This is a genomic window from Curtobacterium sp. 1310 (assembly GCF_017834105.1).
Lineage (GTDB): Bacteria > Actinomycetota > Actinomycetes > Actinomycetales > Microbacteriaceae > Curtobacterium.
The window spans coordinates 398,270-414,930 of sequence record NZ_JAFICY010000001.1 but is presented as its reverse complement, the minus strand read 5'-3'; the positions used below and the strand labels follow the sequence as shown (position 1 = coordinate 414,930).

14 protein-coding genes are annotated in these 16,661 nt (G+C 70.2%); 8 read left to right on the top strand and 6 right to left on the bottom strand.

The features are described from left to right. Positions 1-86 precede the first annotated feature (86 nt). Genes secD through JOD95_RS01860 form a run of 4 tightly spaced genes read left to right on the top strand, consistent with a single transcriptional unit; the run spans position 87 to position 5,604 of the window. Entirely contained in the window at positions 87-1,838 is a 1,752-nt protein-coding gene (secD, locus tag JOD95_RS01875; protein WP_209682595.1) for a protein translocase subunit SecD, read from the top strand. Next, entirely contained in the window at positions 1,838-2,842 is a 1,005-nt protein-coding gene (gene secF, locus JOD95_RS01870) for a protein translocase subunit SecF (protein WP_066654302.1), read from the top strand. The genes secD and secF overlap by 1 nt, the downstream gene beginning before the upstream one ends. Next, complete coding sequence (locus JOD95_RS01865) at positions 2,842-3,204, top strand: rhodanese-like domain-containing protein (RefSeq protein ID WP_081984848.1); 363 nt, start codon at positions 2,842-2,844, stop codon at positions 3,202-3,204. The genes secF and JOD95_RS01865 overlap by 1 nt, the downstream gene beginning before the upstream one ends. A gap of 57 nt (positions 3,205-3,261) precedes the next feature. Continuing rightward, entirely contained in the window at positions 3,262-5,604 is a 2,343-nt protein-coding gene (locus tag JOD95_RS01860) for a bifunctional (p)ppGpp synthetase/guanosine-3',5'-bis(diphosphate) 3'-pyrophosphohydrolase (RefSeq protein WP_245171075.1), read from the top strand. On the opposite strand, the gene JOD95_RS01855 is transcribed toward JOD95_RS01860, so the two are convergent. The 3 genes from JOD95_RS01855 to deoC form a co-directional block, all read right to left on the bottom strand. Then, a complete protein-coding gene (locus JOD95_RS01855; RefSeq protein WP_209682593.1) occupies positions 5,591-6,169 on the bottom strand; it encodes a type IV toxin-antitoxin system AbiEi family antitoxin in 579 nt (192 codons plus the stop codon). The two genes, JOD95_RS01860 and JOD95_RS01855, sit on opposite strands and share 14 nt — an antisense overlap. Positions 6,170-6,280: 111 nt before the next feature. Then, positions 6,281-7,240, bottom strand: a complete 960-nt coding sequence (locus tag JOD95_RS01850; protein WP_066654306.1) for an ROK family protein — start codon at positions 7,238-7,240, stop codon at positions 6,281-6,283. 199 nt (positions 7,241-7,439) lie between these two features. Further along, positions 7,440-8,201 carry a deoxyribose-phosphate aldolase gene (gene deoC, locus JOD95_RS01845; protein ID WP_374191714.1) on the bottom strand — a complete coding sequence of 254 codons (762 nt, stop codon included), beginning with the start codon at positions 8,199-8,201 and terminating at the stop codon, positions 7,440-7,442. Positions 8,202-8,243: 42 nt separating this feature from the next. Between deoC and JOD95_RS01840 the strand changes: the two genes are divergently transcribed. The 4 genes from JOD95_RS01840 to JOD95_RS01825 all read left to right on the top strand — a co-directional run bounded on the left by JOD95_RS01840 (position 8,244) and on the right by JOD95_RS01825 (position 12,440). Beyond that, complete coding sequence (locus JOD95_RS01840) at positions 8,244-9,776, top strand: SDR family oxidoreductase (protein WP_209682590.1); 1,533 nt, start codon at positions 8,244-8,246, stop codon at positions 9,774-9,776. Further along, positions 9,773-10,357, top strand: a complete 585-nt coding sequence (locus JOD95_RS01835) for a GDSL-type esterase/lipase family protein (protein ID WP_209682587.1) — start codon at positions 9,773-9,775, stop codon at positions 10,355-10,357. Before JOD95_RS01840 ends, JOD95_RS01835 begins: the two co-directional genes overlap by 4 nt. Further along, complete coding sequence (locus tag JOD95_RS01830) at positions 10,357-10,800, top strand: DUF6804 family protein (protein ID WP_245171073.1); 444 nt, start codon at positions 10,357-10,359, stop codon at positions 10,798-10,800. Before JOD95_RS01835 ends, JOD95_RS01830 begins: the two co-directional genes overlap by 1 nt. An 86-nt stretch (positions 10,801-10,886) precedes the next feature. Further along, positions 10,887-12,440, top strand: a complete 1,554-nt coding sequence (locus tag JOD95_RS01825; protein ID WP_209682584.1) for a stealth conserved region 3 domain-containing protein — start codon at positions 10,887-10,889, stop codon at positions 12,438-12,440. A gap of 298 nt (positions 12,441-12,738) precedes the next feature. Here the strand turns inward: JOD95_RS01825 and JOD95_RS01820 are convergent, their stop codons facing one another. The 3 genes from JOD95_RS01820 to JOD95_RS01810 all read right to left on the bottom strand — a co-directional run bounded on the left by JOD95_RS01820 (position 12,739) and on the right by JOD95_RS01810 (position 16,643). Next, complete coding sequence (locus JOD95_RS01820) at positions 12,739-13,698, bottom strand: phosphodiesterase (RefSeq protein WP_209682581.1); 960 nt, start codon at positions 13,696-13,698, stop codon at positions 12,739-12,741. A gap of 183 nt (positions 13,699-13,881) precedes the next feature. Beyond that, positions 13,882-15,576 carry a ubiquinol-cytochrome c reductase cytochrome b subunit gene (locus JOD95_RS01815; protein ID WP_066654312.1) on the bottom strand — a complete coding sequence of 565 codons (1,695 nt, stop codon included), beginning with the start codon at positions 15,574-15,576 and terminating at the stop codon, positions 13,882-13,884. Next, positions 15,576-16,643, bottom strand: coding sequence for a ubiquinol-cytochrome c reductase iron-sulfur subunit (locus JOD95_RS01810; protein ID WP_066654314.1), 1,068 nt, complete (start codon positions 16,641-16,643; stop codon positions 15,576-15,578). The genes JOD95_RS01815 and JOD95_RS01810 overlap by 1 nt, the downstream gene beginning before the upstream one ends. Between the last annotated feature and the right edge of the window lie 18 nt (positions 16,644-16,661).

The window sequence follows — 16,661 nt, the reverse complement described above, 5'->3', positions numbered from 1 at the left end:
CGGCCGCCGGGTCCACCGACCCGGCGGCCACACCCCTGCCGCCGTCCGTGAGGTCGTCGGTCCTGAACAGAAAGACGAGACGACCGGTGGCACGATCGACACCCGTCAAGAAGGCGCTGCGCTCGCTCACCTGGTTGGTGATCATCATGGCTGCCCTGGCCGGCCTGAACACCGCCGCGTCGGTGCTCGCCGCCAACAGCAAGGACGACACCGACGAGTGGTTCGCCGGCGCGAGCTGGGTCCCCGAGTTGGCGCTCGACCTGCAGGGCGGCACGCAGCTGACCCTCGCGGCGCAGAACACCGAGGGCGGTTCCGTCACCTCGCAGCAGTTGAACCAGGCGGTCAACATCATCCGCCAGCGCATCAACGCGACCGGCGTCTCCGAGTCCCAGATCAACACGCAGGGCACGAACAACATCGTCGTGTCGATCCCCGGCAAGCCCGACAAGGCGACGATCGACCGGATCGAGGCAGCGGCGAAGCTGACCTTCCGACCGGTGCTCTACACCGAGGCGGCCACGAACACGGCGGTCGGCGGCAGCGATGGCGGGACCGCCTCGCCGACGCCGTACTCGCCGCCGGCATCGCTCGACGCGACCCCGAGCGCGAAGCCGACCAACGGCAGCGACCTGTCCCAGGTCACGCCGGCGCTGCAGGACCTGTACACGAACTACAACTGCGCGGCCCCGGACGACGTCACGACGGCGCCCGACGACGAGCCGCTCGTCACGTGCGACCAGGACGGCGCCGCGAAGTACATCCTCGGCCCCGTCGAGGTCTCCGGTTCGGGCATCAGCAACGCGACCTCGGGTCTCGCCACCGACTCCCAGGGCGCGACCACCGGGCAGTGGGCCGTCAACCTGACGTTCTCGGGCAAGAGCTCGGACGACTTCCGCGACGTCACGAGCCGCCTCGTCAAGCTCCCCGCGCCGCAGAACCAGTTCGCGATCGTGCTCGACGGCACCGTCATCACGGCGCCCGCCTCGAACGCGGCCATCACGAACGGCAAGGCGCAGATCACCGGCAACTTCACCGCCGAGTCGTCCAAGACCCTGGCCGACCAGCTGAAGTACGGCGCCCTGCCCATCAACTTCCAGGTGCAGTCGAACGAGAACATCTCGGCGACGCTCGGCACCGCGCAGCTCGTCGGCGGTCTCGTCGCCGGCCTGATCGGTCTGATCCTGGTCGTGATCTACTCGATCATCCAGTACCGGGCGCTCGCGTTCGTCACCGTGCTCTCGCTCGGCGTCGCGGCGGTGCTGACCTACCTCGTGATCGCGATCATGTCGTGGCGTGTCGACTACCGACTGTCACTCGCGGGCGTGGCCGGTCTCATCGTGGCCATCGGCATCACGGCGGACTCGTTCATCGTGTACTTCGAGCGCATCCGTGACGAGCTCCGCGACGGCCGTGGTCTCGAGAGCGCCGTCGAGTCGGGCTGGAAGCGCGCCCTCCGCACGATCCTGGCGTCGGACTCGATCAACTTCCTCGCCGCGGTCGTGCTCTACATCCTGGCCGTCAGCGACGTGAAGGGCTTCGCGTTCACGCTGCTCCTCACCACCCTGATCGACGTCGTCGTGGTCGTGCTCTTCACGCACCCGATGATGCAGCTCATCGCCCGGAGCCGGTTCTTCGGCGAGGGACACAAGTTCAGCGGACTCGACCCGTCCGCCCTCGGCGCCGTCTACCGAGGCCGGGCGCAGTTCCGCGCCCCGGTCGTGGACGGCAAGCGCCAGCGCAGCGCGGGCGAGGCCCAGCGCCGCCAGACGATCGCAGAGCGGAAGGCCCAGCAGGCCTCCGGCGACAACGGCTCCACGCCGGACGGGAAGGACGACTGATGGCCAGCTTCAGCCAGTTCGGCAGCGACCTCTACACCGGGAAGCGTTCGTACGACATCGTCGGGCGCCGCAAGACCTGGTACCTGATCGCCCTCATCGCGATCGTCGTCTCGTTGGCGGTGCCGTGGCTCCGCGGCGGGTACCACCTCGGCATCGAGTTCACCGGCGGGTCCGAGTTCACGATCTCGAACGCGAAGGACCTCGACCAGTCGGTCGCCACCCGAACGGTCGAGTCGATCGTCCCCGAGGGCGTGCCGCGCGTCTCCCAGGTCGGCCAGGACGGTATCCGCGTCCAGACCGAGCAGTTGACGGACCGCGAGACCAGCGAGGTGCAGGACGCCCTGGCCGAGGCCTACGGCGTGTCGGACGACCAGGTCGCCTCGACGTACATCGGCGCGACCTGGGGAGCCGACGTGCTCGCGCAGGCGATCCGCGGTCTCGTCATCTTCCTCGCGCTGGCGGCCGTGGTGATGGCCGTCTACTTCCGCACGTGGAAGATGTCCGTGTCCGCCATGGTCGCGCTGCTGCACGACCTGCTCATCACCGCCGGCGTCTACGGCATCGTCGGGCTCGAGGTCACCCCCGCTGCCGTCATCGGCTTCCTGACCATCCTCGGGTACTCCCTGTACGACACCGTCGTGGTGTTCGACAAGGTGCGCGAGAACACGTCGCAGGAGTCGCACCGCACCTTCGTGCAGTCGGTGAACCTCGCCGTGAACCAGACGCTCGTCCGGTCGATCAACACCTCGGTCGTGGCGCTGCTGCCGGTCGCCGCGATCCTCTTCATCGGGTCGTACGTGCTCGGCGCCGGCACCCTGCGGGACATCTCGCTGGCACTGTTCATCGGCATCATCGTCGGCACCTACTCGACGATCTTCATCGCGTCGCCGATGTACGCCCACCTCCGCGAGAACGAGCCCAAGGTCAAGGAGGCCGACGCGAAGAAGACGCGGGCGGCCGAGAAGCGCCAGCGCGAGGTCGACGCCGCGGCCGAGGTCGCCTGATGGCGGTCGAGGTGCACGACGTCGACGTGGCCGAAGCCCGACGCCGGCTCGACGGGGGCGCGCGGTTGTTCGACGTGCGCGAGCAGGGGGAGTGGGACGAGGTGCACGCCCCGGAGGCGACGCTCGTCCCGATGTCCGAGCTCGTGGCCCGCTGGCAGGAGATCGACGGGGGTGACCAGCCCGCCATCGTCGTCTGCCACTCCGGCGCCCGCTCCGCGCGGGTCGTCGCCGCCCTCGAGCAGTCCGGGGTGCCGGCGGTGAACCTGACCGGCGGCATGGTCGCCTGGGAGCAGGCGGGCGAGCCGGTCGTGCGCGCCGGATCGTTCGGCGACGCCCAGGGCGAACCGCGTCACGAGCACTGACCGGACGCGCGTAGGCTTGCCTGACCGTACCCGGACACCGGTCGCAGGAGGCGCATCATGACGGACACCCGTGAGTCCTCGTCGCAGGGTGCGCCCACGCCCGGCGCGAGCCGTCCCGGGTCCGCGCCGCGGCCCTCCAGTCCGCTGAACGCGACGACCACCGGCAACCTCGGTTCCCTGCGGTCGCTGCTGCCGCGCCTCTTCTCGCGCGCGCAGCCCGCAGGGGCGGTCGACACGCTCATCCGTACCGTCCGGTCGCACCACCCGAAGGCCGACGTCACGCTCATCGAGCGGGCGTACTCGGTGGCCGAACGCGCCCACGACGGCCAGAAGCGGAAGTCCGGCGAGCCGTACATCACCCACCCGGTCGCGGTCGCGCAGATCCTCGCCGACCTCGGGATCGGCACGATCACGATCGCCGCGGCGCTCCTGCACGACACGGTCGAGGACACCGACTACCAGCTCGACCAGCTGCGCGCGGACTTCGGCGACGAGATCGCGATGCTCGTCGACGGTGTCACCAAGCTCGACAAGGTCAAGTACGGCGACAGCGCGCAGGCCGAGACCGTCCGCAAGATGGTCATCGCGATGTCGAAGGACATCCGCGTCCTCGTCATCAAGCTCGCCGACCGCCTGCACAACGCGCGCACCTGGGGTTTCGTGGAGTCCGCGTCCGCGTCGCGCAAGGCCAAGGAGACGCTCGAGATCTACGCGCCCCTGGCGCACCGGCTCGGCATCCAGATGATCAAGCTGGAGCTCGAGGACCTGTCGTTCGCGGTCCTGCACCCGAAGCTGTACGTCGAGATCGACAGCCTGGTCAAGGAACGGCAGCCGAAGCGCGAGCAGTTCGTGCAGAACGTGATCGGCACGCTCAAGAAGGACCTGAAGGCCGCGAAGGTCCGCGGCGAGGTCATGGGCAGGCCGAAGCAGTACTACTCGATCTACCAGAAGATGATCGTGCGCGGGCGCGAGTTCGACGAGATCTACGACCTGGTCGGCATCCGCGTGCTCGTGCCGACCGTCCGCGACTGCTACGCGATGCTCGGCTCCGTGCACGCCCGGTGGACCCCGCTGCCCGGTCGCTTCAAGGACTACATCGCGACGCCGAAGTTCAACCTGTACCAGTCCCTGCACACGACGGTGCTCGGACCGCAGGGCCGTGCCGTGGAGATCCAGATCCGCACGCACGAGATGCACCAGCGTGCCGAGTTCGGTGTCGCGGCGCACTGGAAGTACAAGCAGCGTGCCCAGGGACGGGACGTCGACGCCTCCTCGACCACCGACGACCAGGACATGGCGTGGCTCGCCCACATCACCGACTGGCAGGCCGAGACGAGCGATCCGGGCGAGTTCCTCGATTCGCTCCGCTACGAGATCGGCGCCAAGGAGACGTACGTCTTCACCCCGCAGGGCAAGGTCATCGGCCTGCCCGCCGGTGCGACCCCGGTCGACTTCGCCTACGCGGTCCACACCGAGATCGGGCACCGCACGATGGGTGCCAAGGTGAACGGGCGCCTCGTCCCGCTCGAGAGCACGCTGTCGAGCGGTGACGTCGTCGAGATCTTCACCTCGAAGAACCCGGACTCCGGCCCGAGCCAGGACTGGCTGACGTTCGTCCGCAGCCCCCGTGCCCGCAACAAGATCAAGCAGTGGTTCACCAAGGAACGCCGCGAAGAGGCCATCGAGCAGGGCCGTGACGCGATCGCCCGGGCGATGCGCAAGCAGAACCTCCCGCTGCAGCGCATCATGAGCCAGGACTCCATCGCCGAGGTCGCCTCGTCGATGCGGTACGACGACGTCTCCGCGCTCTACGCGGCGGTGGGCGAGGGCCACGTGTCCACGCAGTCCGTCATCGAGAAGGTGCTCGGCAACGTGCAGACCGAGGCCGAGACGGACGAGCCCGAGCTCGCCTTCCCGCGACAGGTCACGAGCCGCCAGCTCCGGAACAGCGACAGCGGTGTGCTCGTCCGCGGCGCGCCCGACATCCTGGTGAAGCTCGCGAAGTGCTGCACGCCGGTGCCCGGCGACCAGATCGTGGGCTTCATCACCCGCGGTCAGGGCGTCTCCGTGCACCAGGCGTCGTGCACGAACGTGAAGTCACTGATGAACGAGCCGGACCGGATGATCGAGGTCGAGTGGGCCCCGTCGTCGAAGTCGGTGTTCCTCGTGCAGATCCAGATCGAGGCGCTCGACCGCTCCGGGCTGCTCAGCGACGTCACGCGCGTCCTGACCGACCACCACGTGAACATCCTGTCCGCGACGGTGTCGACGTCCTCGGACCGCCTGGCGCTCAGCCGGTTCGTGTTCGAGATGGGCGACACGACGCACCTCGACCGGGTGCTGAACGCCGTGCGGCGGATCGACGCGGTCTACGACGTGTACCGGGTCAGCGCGGGCTGACCCCGGCCGGCGCCTGATCGGGTGTCGCGGCGATCGCCTGGTCGAGACGCCGGGCCGCCTGCCGCACCATGGGGATCGTCCCGAGCGCTGCCAGGCGGCGCCGGACCTCGCCGACCCGCACCACCCCGATCGCCACGAGGCCGCGCAGGGCATCGCGCGCGGACGCGTCGAACGCGCCGGGCGCGCGGAGCAGGTCCACCGCGGTGCGCTCCGGCGAGGTCACCCGGATCGGGCCCACCAGCACGGTGTCCTCGGCGGGGAGCCGGACCTCGCGCAGCCGCACGTCGGGGTCGACACGGATGCGGACGGTCGGCGGGACACTCACCTCGACCGGCGAGGGCGGGCGCGACGTCGCACCCCAGATCCAGGCCGCGGACCGCCCGCTCGCCACCACACGGTCGTCGGGCACGCGCCACGCGTGCGCGGCGGCGCGGAGGGCGGGCGTCTGCGGTTCCGCGGGGGAGGCCCAGCACCACCCGACGGGGACGAGCTCGCCGGAGAGCACCGCAGCGCGGAGCTCCGTCTCCGGCCAGTCGTCGCTGGTCAGCAGGCGGGGTGTCGGCACCCGCTCATCCTGCCGGACGGACGATCACCGCGGTCGGGCCTGTGGAGAGGACGCCGGCCTCGGCCGAGCACGAGCACGAGCGCGCGCCCGTGCACGTGCGCCTGCGGGGCGTCAGCGCAGCACGTCGGCGCGGTGGACGAGCGCTGCCGCCCCGATGAGCGGCCCGTCCTGGGACAGCGCGGTCGGCACGATCCGGACCTTCGTCACGAAGCCGAACTCGACCCGCTCGGCCACCGCCTCGCGGGCGTACTCGAACAGGTCCGGCGTCACGTGCGAGAAGCCGCCGCCGATCGCGACGACCTCGAGGTCCACCAGGCTCGTCGCCGCCGCGACGGCCTGTCCGAGCGCCCGCCCGCTCCGCCGGACCGCCGCCACCGCGATCTCGTCGCCGGCCGCGTACGCGGCGGAGAGCTCCTCGCCGGTGCTCCCGGCGAAGCCCTGTCGCTGCGCCCAGGCGACGGTCTTCGGCCCGCTGGCGACCGCCTCGAGGCAGCCGGTACCGCCGCAGGCGCACGGGTCGTCGAAGCCGCCGCACTCGACGTGGCCGATGTGTCCGGCGTTGCCGGTGGGTCCGCTCACCGTGCGCCCGTGCAGGATGAGACCGCCGCCGACGCCCGTCGACACGATCATCCCCATGACGTGGTCCGAGCCCTGCGCCGCACCGACCCAGTGCTCGGCCAGGGTGATCGCGAGCCCGTCCATCCGGAGCGTCACCGGCACCCCCTCGGGGACCAGGGCCGCGACCCGGTCGCGGAGCGGCCACCCGCGCCACACCGGCATGTTGAGGGGCGAGACGAGGCCGTGCTCCTCGTCGACCGGACCGGCCGCGCCGACCCCCACGCCGACGAGCCGGGCGTCCGCCGGCAGCGTCGCGAGGGTCGCCGTCACGACCTGGTCGACCGCCGCCTGCAGCTCGTCCGCACTCCGCAACGGTCCGGTGGGCTGCCGGTGCCGGGTGCCGGGCAGGACGACGCCCTGGTCGGTGACGAGGGCCGCCTCGACCTTGGTGCCGCCGAGATCGACGGCCAGCGCGATCGCGGACGAGGGGGACAGGGGTGCGGTGCTGGACATGCGCGCTCCGATGCGGCGGTCTGGAGGCCCGGCTCACCGTGACGACGTGACCTCGCGTCGGTGCGAGCCGGCCCCGGCGGTGTGGTCGGGTCGGTCGTTGCTGGTCCGGACGTCCGGACGGACCGGGTCGGTCCGGAGGGACCGGGTCGGTCCGCTCGGGCCCGGGTGGGGCCGCTCGCGCGCGCGGGCGGCCGAGACGTCAGTAGGAGGAGGTGTCGTCGCCGAGTGCCGACGCGGTGCCGGTGGACGCACGGTGTGCGACCTCGTCGAGGATGCGTGCCGAGGCGCTCGTGCCGATGCGGTCGGCACCCGCCCGGACCATCTCGAGCAGCGTGTCGAGGCCGCGGACGCCGCCGGATGCCTTGACACCCGTGTCGGGACCGACGGTGTCCCGCATCAGGCGGATGTGCTCGGCCGTCGCGCCGCCGGCGGCGAACCCGGTCGACGTCTTCACGAAGGCCGCGCCGGCGCGCTGGGCCGCTCGCGATGCGGCGACGATCTCGTCGTCGGTCAGGAACGCGGTCTCGAGGATGACCTTCACCACGGTGTCCCCGGCGGCGTCGACGACCGCACGGACGTCCTGCTCGACCCGGTCCCAGTCACCGGAGCGCGCTGCGCCGACGTTCTGCACCATGTCGAGCTCGAAGGCGCCGTCGGCCAGGGCCTGCAGCGACTCGGCGACCTTCGCGGCGGTGGTCGTGGTGCCGTGCGGGAACCCGATCACGGTGCCGACGCCCACCCCGGTGCCCTGCAGGCGCTCCACGGCGTGCGCGACGTCGCTCGGACGGACGCAGACGCTGAAGACCCGGTGCGCCGCGGCCTCGTCGAGCTGCGCATCGACGTCGGCGCGGGTGAGCTCGGGCTTCAGGATCGCGTGGTCGATGAGGGCGCGCACGGCGTCGGCGCCGAGCTCGTGCTGGTCGGCCCGGTCCTGGTGTGCGGGGATCGCTGCGTTGTCCACCCGGAAAGCCTACCCGGAGGCGACGCGCGTACCGTGCCCTCCATGCAGGTCCTCGTCACCGGTGCGACCGGGTACATCGGCGGACGACTCGTCCCCCGCCTCCTCGAGGCCGGGCACGACGTCCGTGTCTTCGTCCGCACGCCGCGGAAGCTCCAGGACGTGCCCTGGCACGACGACGTCGAGGTCGCCGAGGGCGACCTGCAGGACGCCGAGGCAGTCCGGTCCGCCGTCCAGGGCGTCGGGGCCGTCTACTACCTCGCGCACGCGATGGGTGCCGACGGCGACTTCGAGCAGGCCGAACGGGACGCCGTCGAGACGATGGCGCGCGAGGCCCACGACGCCGGTGTGCGCCGCTTCGTCTACCTGGGCGGGCTGCACCCCGACGGCGAGCTGTCGAAGCACCTCCGGAGCCGGAAGGAGGTCGGGGACGTGCTCCTGGCCTCCGGCGTGCCGACGATCGCCTACCAGGCCGGTGTCGTGATCGGCTCGGGGAGCACCTCGTTCGAGATGATCCGCCACGTGACGGACGTCCTGCCCTGGATGCCGGCACCCCGCTGGGTCCGCAACCGCACCCAGCCGATCGCCGTCCGTGACGTCCTGTACTACCTCGTCGAGGCGCTCGGCATCCCCGCCGACGTCAACCGGACGTTCGACATCGGTGGTCCCGACGTCCTCAAGTACGGGCAGATGCTGAACGGCTACGCGGTCGAGGCGAAGCTGCCGCAGCGCCGCTTCACCGTCCTGCCCGTGCTGACCCCGGGTCTCTCCGCACACTGGTTCAACATCGTGACGCCGATCCCGCGGAAGCTCGCGACACCGATCATCGAGTCGCTCCAGTTCGAGTGCGTGCAACGCGAGCACGACATCGACCGGTACGTCCCGCGTCCGGAGGGCGGACTCACCTCCTACCGCCGTGCCGTCCGGCTGGCCCTGACGAAGATGCGGAAGGGCGAGGTGCAGACGAGCTGGCGCAGCGCCACGCTCTCCTCGACCCCGGCGGACCCGCTGCCGAGCGATCCGGAGTGGGCCGGGCACACCGTCTACGTCGACGACCGGAAGCGGCACTCGAGCGCGAGCGCGGACGACGTCTGGGGCGTCGTGGAGTCGATCGGCGGCGAGAACGGCTGGTACTCCTTCCCCCTGGCGTGGGTGGCGCGCGGCTGGATGGACAAGGTCGCCGGCGGGGTCGGCCTGAACCGCGGTCGACGCGACCCCCACCGCCTGGAGCAGGGCGATGCACTCGACTGGTGGCGGGTGGAGCGGCTCGAACGCGGGCGCTACCTGCGGCTCCGCGCCGAGTTCAAGTCGCCGGGACGCGCCTGGCTCGAGATGCGGGTCACCCCGAGCGACGACGGCGGCAGCGACTACCACCAGCGGGCGATCTACTTCCCCCAGGGACTGCCCGGACGCCTGTACTGGTACGGCATCCTGCCCTTCCACGGCATCATCTTCCCCGGCATGGTCGAACGCATCACGGCGGCGGCCGAGCGCGAGTCGCAGCACACGGAGTCGACGGGGCGGAACTGGACCCAGCAGAATGGGCCGCAGGAACCGGTACACGAGGAGGCAGCATGACCACCGAACACCCCACCGTCCTGTTCCTGGGCGACAGCATCACCGAGCAGGGTTCCTGGGACCAGTGGCTCCCGGGCGAGCGCACGAGCAACCAGGGCGTCGGCGGCGACACCACCGACGGGGTGCTCGCGCGACTCGACGCCGTGATCGCCGAGCAGCCCGAGGTGATCGTGCTGCTCATCGGGACGAACGACTTCGGGAACCACCGGTCGAGCGTCGAGCACGTCGTCCGCGGCGTCGAGTCGATCCTGGTGACGCTCCGCCGCGAGCTCCCCGGCGTCCGTCTGCTGCTCGTGTCGATCCTGCCCCGCCAGGCCGACTGGTGCGCCAAGATCGAGGAGGCGAACCGGCACCTCCGTCAGTTCGTCGCCACCTGCCACGCCCAGTACCTCGACCTCTGGCCGGCCCTCGCGGAGGACGACCACCTCGCCGACCGCTACACCGAGGACGGCCTGCACCTCACCGCCGACGGCTACCGCGCGGTCGTCGACGAGCTCGTCCCGGCGCTCGAGCGCGTCCGCGGGCTGCCGCCGATGTCCCGTCCGATCCAGGCGATCGACCTCGAGGAGGCCGGCGCCTGATGGCACGGAAGGGTCGGCCCCCCGCAGGCTCGTCGCTGCAGGGGGTGCCGACGCACCGCCCCGACGAGCGCCCGGCGACCACCGCGGCGTCGGCCGACGGGATGCCGCCCTTCACGCGCCCGGCACTCGCGCCGTCGCTGCTCGCCGCGGTCGTCCTCATCGCCTTCGTCGCGGTCCTCGACTCCTCGGGCTTCGTCTTCGTCCGGTGGGGCGTGACGGTGCTCGCGCTGATCGTGCTCGTCTTCGCCGTCCGGGGCCGCTCCTGGTGGGCCGTCGCGCTCACGGCCGCGATCGCGGTGTGCTGGAACCCCGTCGTGATCGTGCCGATCCCCGGCCAGGTCTGGGCGGGCCTCCAGCTCGTCGCTGCCGCGGCCTTCATCCTGACCGGCATCGCCGTCAAGGTGCCGCGCGGGACGGACTCGGGGCGCGCCTCCCGACCGTGACCGCGCGGCGCTCGCGCGCGCCCGCCGGACGGTAGGATCGCAGGAGCCGGGCACAGGGCCCGGCTGACGCGATGCGAAGGGCATGGATGAGCCACGAGACCGAGCCGGCGACCGAGAGTCCTCTGCTGAACCCTCGACCGTCCTCCGGCGGTCTCGACCGACCTGACGTCGTCGTCCGCAAGGGACGCCTGACCCTGGTCAACGGGCACCTGACGCCCCAGCAGTCGATGATCGAGGACCTGTTGTTCCTCGACGACGCGCTCACCGCCGGCGACGTCGACCACCTGCTCATCCGCGGCAACGACCGACGTCCGGTCGTCGCGGTCGACGAGCGCGACCGGCAGCGTGCCGAGAGCGCGATCATGGCCGCCGCGGTCAACGAGCCGTTCTACGCGAAGCCGCCGGGACAGCCCGCCGTGCTCGTGGTCGACGACGGTCTCGGATCGGTGGACGAGCCGGTGCTCCGGCTCTTCCGACCCCGGCTCGAGCCGATGGGACGCCTCCGCTACGGCGCCGAGACGAGCGTGCAGCTCGAGTTCTGGCGCGTGACCGACACCGAGGTGCTCGCCCCCGTCGAGAACGCCCTGATGCGCCGCAGTCTCCCCGTCGAGGAGTTCGAGCTCGTCGACATCGAACGCTACGGCCGCACCTGGCGCACCGTCGAGCACATGTTCGACGACCACGTGTCGGACATCCGGTTCCCGATCGACATCGTCTTCTCGTGGGTCGACGGCAACGCGATCGAGTACCAGCGGGCACGTCAGGCCGCGCAGGCGAACGCCGTGCTGGGGGAGGGCGACGATGCTCCGGCGCGCTTCCGACAGATCGACGAGCTGAAGTACGCGCTGCGCTCCGTCCACACCTTCGCGCCGTGGATCCGCCAGATCTACATCGCCACGGACTCGCCGGCGCCCGCGTGGCTCGCCGACCACCCGAAGGTCCGGATCGTCCGGAGCGAGGAGTTCTTCGCAGACCCCTCGGTGCTCCCGACGCACAACTCGCAGGCCGTCGAGTCGCAGCTGCACCACATCCCGGGCATCAGCGAGCACTTCATCTACTCGAACGACGACATGTTCTTCGGGCGGATGGTCGAGCCGTCGGTGTTCTTCAGCCCGGGGTCGGTGTCGAAGTTCATCCTCGCGACCACCCGCATCGGGCTCGGGACGAACAACCCGGCACGGAGCGGGTTCGAGAACTCCGCCCGCGTCAACCGTCGCCTGCTGCAGCAGCGCTTCGGCGCGGTGACCACACGGCACCTCGAGCACGCGCCCACACCGCTGCGCGCCTCGATCATGACCGAGATGGAGCACGAGTTCGCGGACGAGTTCCGCGCGACGATGGCATCGCGGTTCCGCGCGGCCGAGAACATCTCCGTGACGAACTCCCTGTACCACTACTACGCGCTGCTCACCGGTCGGGCGATCGTGCAGGAGAACGCTCCGGTGCGCTACGTCGACACGACGATGCAGTCCGGGCTGAAGGCGCTGGAGGACCTGCTCAAGAAGCGGAACGTCGACTTCTTCTGCCTGAACGACGGGAGCTTCCCGGAGGTCTCCGACGACGAGCGCACGCGGCGCGTGACGGACTTCCTGGAGAAGTACTTCCCGTTCCCGGCGCCGTGGGAGCAGGACGCGCAGTAGCCCCCAGCGGCCCGGTCTCCCTCGTGGCGGCGAGCGGGCCAGCCCTGGCGCCGCCGAGCGAGCGGGCCATTCCTGTCGCGCTGGGCGCGCTGGCGCGACGAGTCGTGCCCGGCGGACGACCGGCGCGCGGCATGTCGTGCTCGCTCGGCGGGCAGGAGTGGCCTCAGCGACGGACGGGAGGCTCGGCGCGCGTCCCACAGGGGCGTCACCCGCATCGCGGTGTGCGGCCTGCAGCGACGTCAGGCCGTCATCGGCGGACGACCGTCAAGGACGGACAGCCGTCGAGGACGGACAGCCGTCAGCGGCGGACGGGGGAGGTGGGCACCGTGTCGAGGGTGAACACCGGGATGCTCGAGGTGACGGGCGCCGGCTCGACGGCGGGGGCGATGGTGATGCCGGCCGCCGCGAGACGTGCCTCCGTCTGCTCCGACGACACCGGCTCCCCGACCGTGGAGTAGTGGCCGATCGGCACCACCGAGTGCACGACGTTGTTCCCGTACACGTGGACGAGGTTGAACGACTGCGCGCCGTCCTGCCCCCGGGTGCCGCCCTGGTACTCGGTGAGGTCCTGCGTGTAGCAGGTGGCACTCGCGACGGACACGGGCACGCCCGCGAACACGGCGCTCGTCGAGTAGTGCAGGTGTCCGGCGATGATCGAGATGACGTCCGACCCCTCGATCACCTCCGCGAGGGCCGCCTGGTCGCGCAGTTCGACGAGGACGGCGAGGTCCTGCACGCTCGGCACGGGCGGGTGGTGCATGGCGAGGATCGTGCCGTGCGGCGCCGCCTCGGACAGCACCTCGGCGAGCCAGTCGAGCTGCGCGGGGGAGACCTCGCCGTGGTGTGCCCCCGGCACGCTCGTGTCGAGGGTGATCACGCGGAGGCCGTTCACGTCGTAGACGAAGTCGACCGGACGATCGGTCGGCTGCAGCCCGAAGAGCTCCTGGCGGAAGGCACCGCGCTCGTCGTGGTTCCCCATGGCCCAGATGACCTGCGCGCCGATCCGGCGGGCAGCCGGCTCGACGATGTCGCGGATCCGGACGTAGGCACCGGCTTCGCCCTTGTCGGCGACGTCGCCGGTGACGACGATGGCCTCCGGGTGGGTGCCGGAGGCCTCGATGTCGGCGACGATCGCCGAGAGCCGTGCTGCGGAGTCGACGTCGCCGTAGAGCGCGCCGTCACCCGCCACGAGGTGGGTGTCGCTGAGGTGGAGGAGGAAGTGGTTCGGCCTGGGGTGTTCGGCCGTCCGGCTGTCCATCGGTCTCTCGTTCCGTTGGCGGATGCGTGGTGCAACACGTTGCCACACCGTCGATGACGAGTCCAGCACGCCACTCTGAATGCACGGTGAACCGGGAGTGGCGAGTCTGCACCAGAACAGGCGAACGAACGAGCCCCCCGACCACGGTGTGGTCGAGGGGCTCGTTCGTTCTTGCCGAGGAACCTAGTGGTTGCCTGCGCCCAGCGCGGGGGCCTGGGCCTGGTGGTCGCCCTCCAGTTCCGGGCCGTGGTGCGCGGCGTGCGCTGCCTCGAGCTCGGCCTTCGTGACCGGCGCGATGCGGTCCTCGAAGAAGAAGCGGGACAGGTTCGCACGGACCTTCTGCACACCGGTGATCCGACCCTTGGCGTCCGGACGGACCATGAGCGGCTTGTACTCGTTGAACTGCAGGAGCTTCCAGCGCTCGTACTCGTCGAGCTGCTCGTGCACCTCGATGTACTCGCCGTGCGGGAGCCGGACGATGCGACCCGACTCGTAGCCGTGCAGGACGATCTCGCGGTCCTTCTTCTGCAGCGCCAGGCAGACCCGCTTCGTGATCCAGAAGGCGACGAACGGACCGAGGACCGTCGTGGCCTGGATGACGTGGATCACGTGCTCGATCGACACCATGAAGTGCGTCGCGATGATGTCCGACGAGGCAGCGGCCCAGAGCGACGCGTAGAGCGTGATGCCCGCGGCACCGAAGGCGGTACGGGTCGGAGCGTTGCGCGGACGGTCGGCCAGGTGGTGCTCACGCTTGTCGCCCGTGACCCACGCCTCGAGGAACGGGTAGGCGAACATCGCGATGATGAGCGCCATGAGGACGGCGATCGGGACGAGGATGTTGAACGACACCGTGTAGCCGAACCACACGACCTCCCAGTGCGGCGGCACCAGACGGAGCGCACCGTCCGCGAAGCCGATGTACCAGTCGGGCTGGGTACCGGCGGACACGGGGGAGGGGTCGTACGGGCCGTAGTTCCAGATCGGGTTGATCGTGAACAGCGACGCGATGAGGGCGAGGATGCCCGCGACGATGAAGAAGAAGCCACCGGCCTTCGCGGCGAACGCCGGCAGGATCGGGACGCCGACGACGTTCTCGTTGGTCTTGCCGGGGCCCGCGAACTGCGTGTGCTTGTTGATGACGACGAGCACGAGGTGGACACCGAGCACCGCGACGAGGATCGCCGGGAGCAGCAGGATGTGCAGCGTGTAGAGGCGGCCGACGATGTCGGTGCCCGGGAACTCGCCACCGAACAGCAGGTAGGCGATCCACACGCCGATCACCGGGACGCCCTCGATCATGCCGACGATGATGCGCAGGCCGTTGCCGGAGAGCAGGTCGTCGGGGAGCGAGTAGCCGGTGAAGCCCTCGGCCATGGCCAGGACCCAGAGCACGAAGCCGAAGACCCAGTTGAGCTCACGCGGCTTGCGGAAGGCACCGGTGAAGAACACGCGGGCCATGTGCAGCATCACCGAGGCGACGAACAGCAGGGCGGCCCAGTGGTGGATCTGTCGGACGAACAGACCACCGCGGATGTCGAACGAGATGTTCAGGGTGGACTGCAGCGCGGTCGACATCTCGACGCCCTTGAGCGGCACGTACGAGCCGTTGTAGACGACCTCGGTCATCGACGCCTGGAAGAAGAACGTCAGGAAGGTCCCCGACAGCAGGACGACGACGAAGCTGTACAGCGCGACCTCGCCGAGCATGAAGCTCCAGTGGTCGGGGAAGATCTTGCGCCCGACCTCCTTCACCAGGCCCGAGATGCTCGTGCGCTCGTCGATGTAGTTGGCGGTGGCCCCGATGAGTCGGGACCCGCGCGTCGGCTCGGGCCGTGTGGCCGTGGCCGGCGCGCTCGTGGTGGTGGTGCTGGTCATCAGCGTTCACGCTCCCAGAAGGACGGTCCGACCGGCTCGTGGAAGTCGCTCTGTGCGACCAGGTAGCCGTCGTCGTCGATCGCGATCGGAAGTTGGGGGAGGGGACGTGCAGCCGGGCCGAAGATGACCTCGCAGTTGTTCGAGACGTCGAACGTCGACTGGTGGCACGGGCACAGCAGGTGGTGCGTCTGCTGCTCGTAGAGCGCGACCGGGCACCCGACGTGGGTGCAGATCTTGGAGTAGGCGACGATGCCGTCGTAGCCCCAGTCCTCGTGCCCCGCGGAGGGGTTGAGGTCCTTCGGGTCGAGACGCATGAGGAGGACGGAGGCCTTGGCCTTCTCCTCGAGCATGTGCTCGGAGTCGAGCATGCCGTCCGGGATGACGTGGAAGACCGAACCGATGGTGACGTCCGACGCCTTGATCGGCAGACCCGTCGGGTCCTTCGTCAGTCGCATGCCGGACTTCCAGAAGGTGTGGCGCAGGAGCTCGTTCGGGTCCTCCGCCGGGGCGAAGTCACGGACGAGGACGACACCGGGCAGCGGGAAGGCCACCAGGGCACCGATCATCGAGTTGCGGATCAGCTTGCGACGGCTGAACCCGGACTCCTTGTCGGCGAGCTGGAACGCCTCGACCGCCTTGGCACGGGTCGCGTCGGTGCCACGGGTGCTGTGACGCAGTTCCGTGATCTCGCGGTCCACGACGAGCGACTTCGACCAGTAGACGGCGCCGAGGCCCAGCGCGAGCAGGGCCAGGGCGATCGCCAGACCGAGCCAGAGGTTGCCGGCACGGACCGTGCCGAAGTCCTCGGGGTCGATCGGGAAGGCGATGTACGCGGCGATCGCGAGGACGCTGCCCACGATGGACAGGTAGAAGAACGTGGCGACCTGACGCTCGGCCAGACGCTGCTTCTTCGGGTCGACATCGGTGCGGCGCGCGCGGTGCGGCGGCTCACCCGGGTTCTCGAACGGGTCCGCGGGGACGACCGCGATCCCGGCCGACGTGCTGGTCGCGCCGTGCTTCTCGACAGCCGAGGACGAGTTCACTGCCTCGTCGTCGTGCTCTGCCATGGTGTTCCCTTCAGTGTC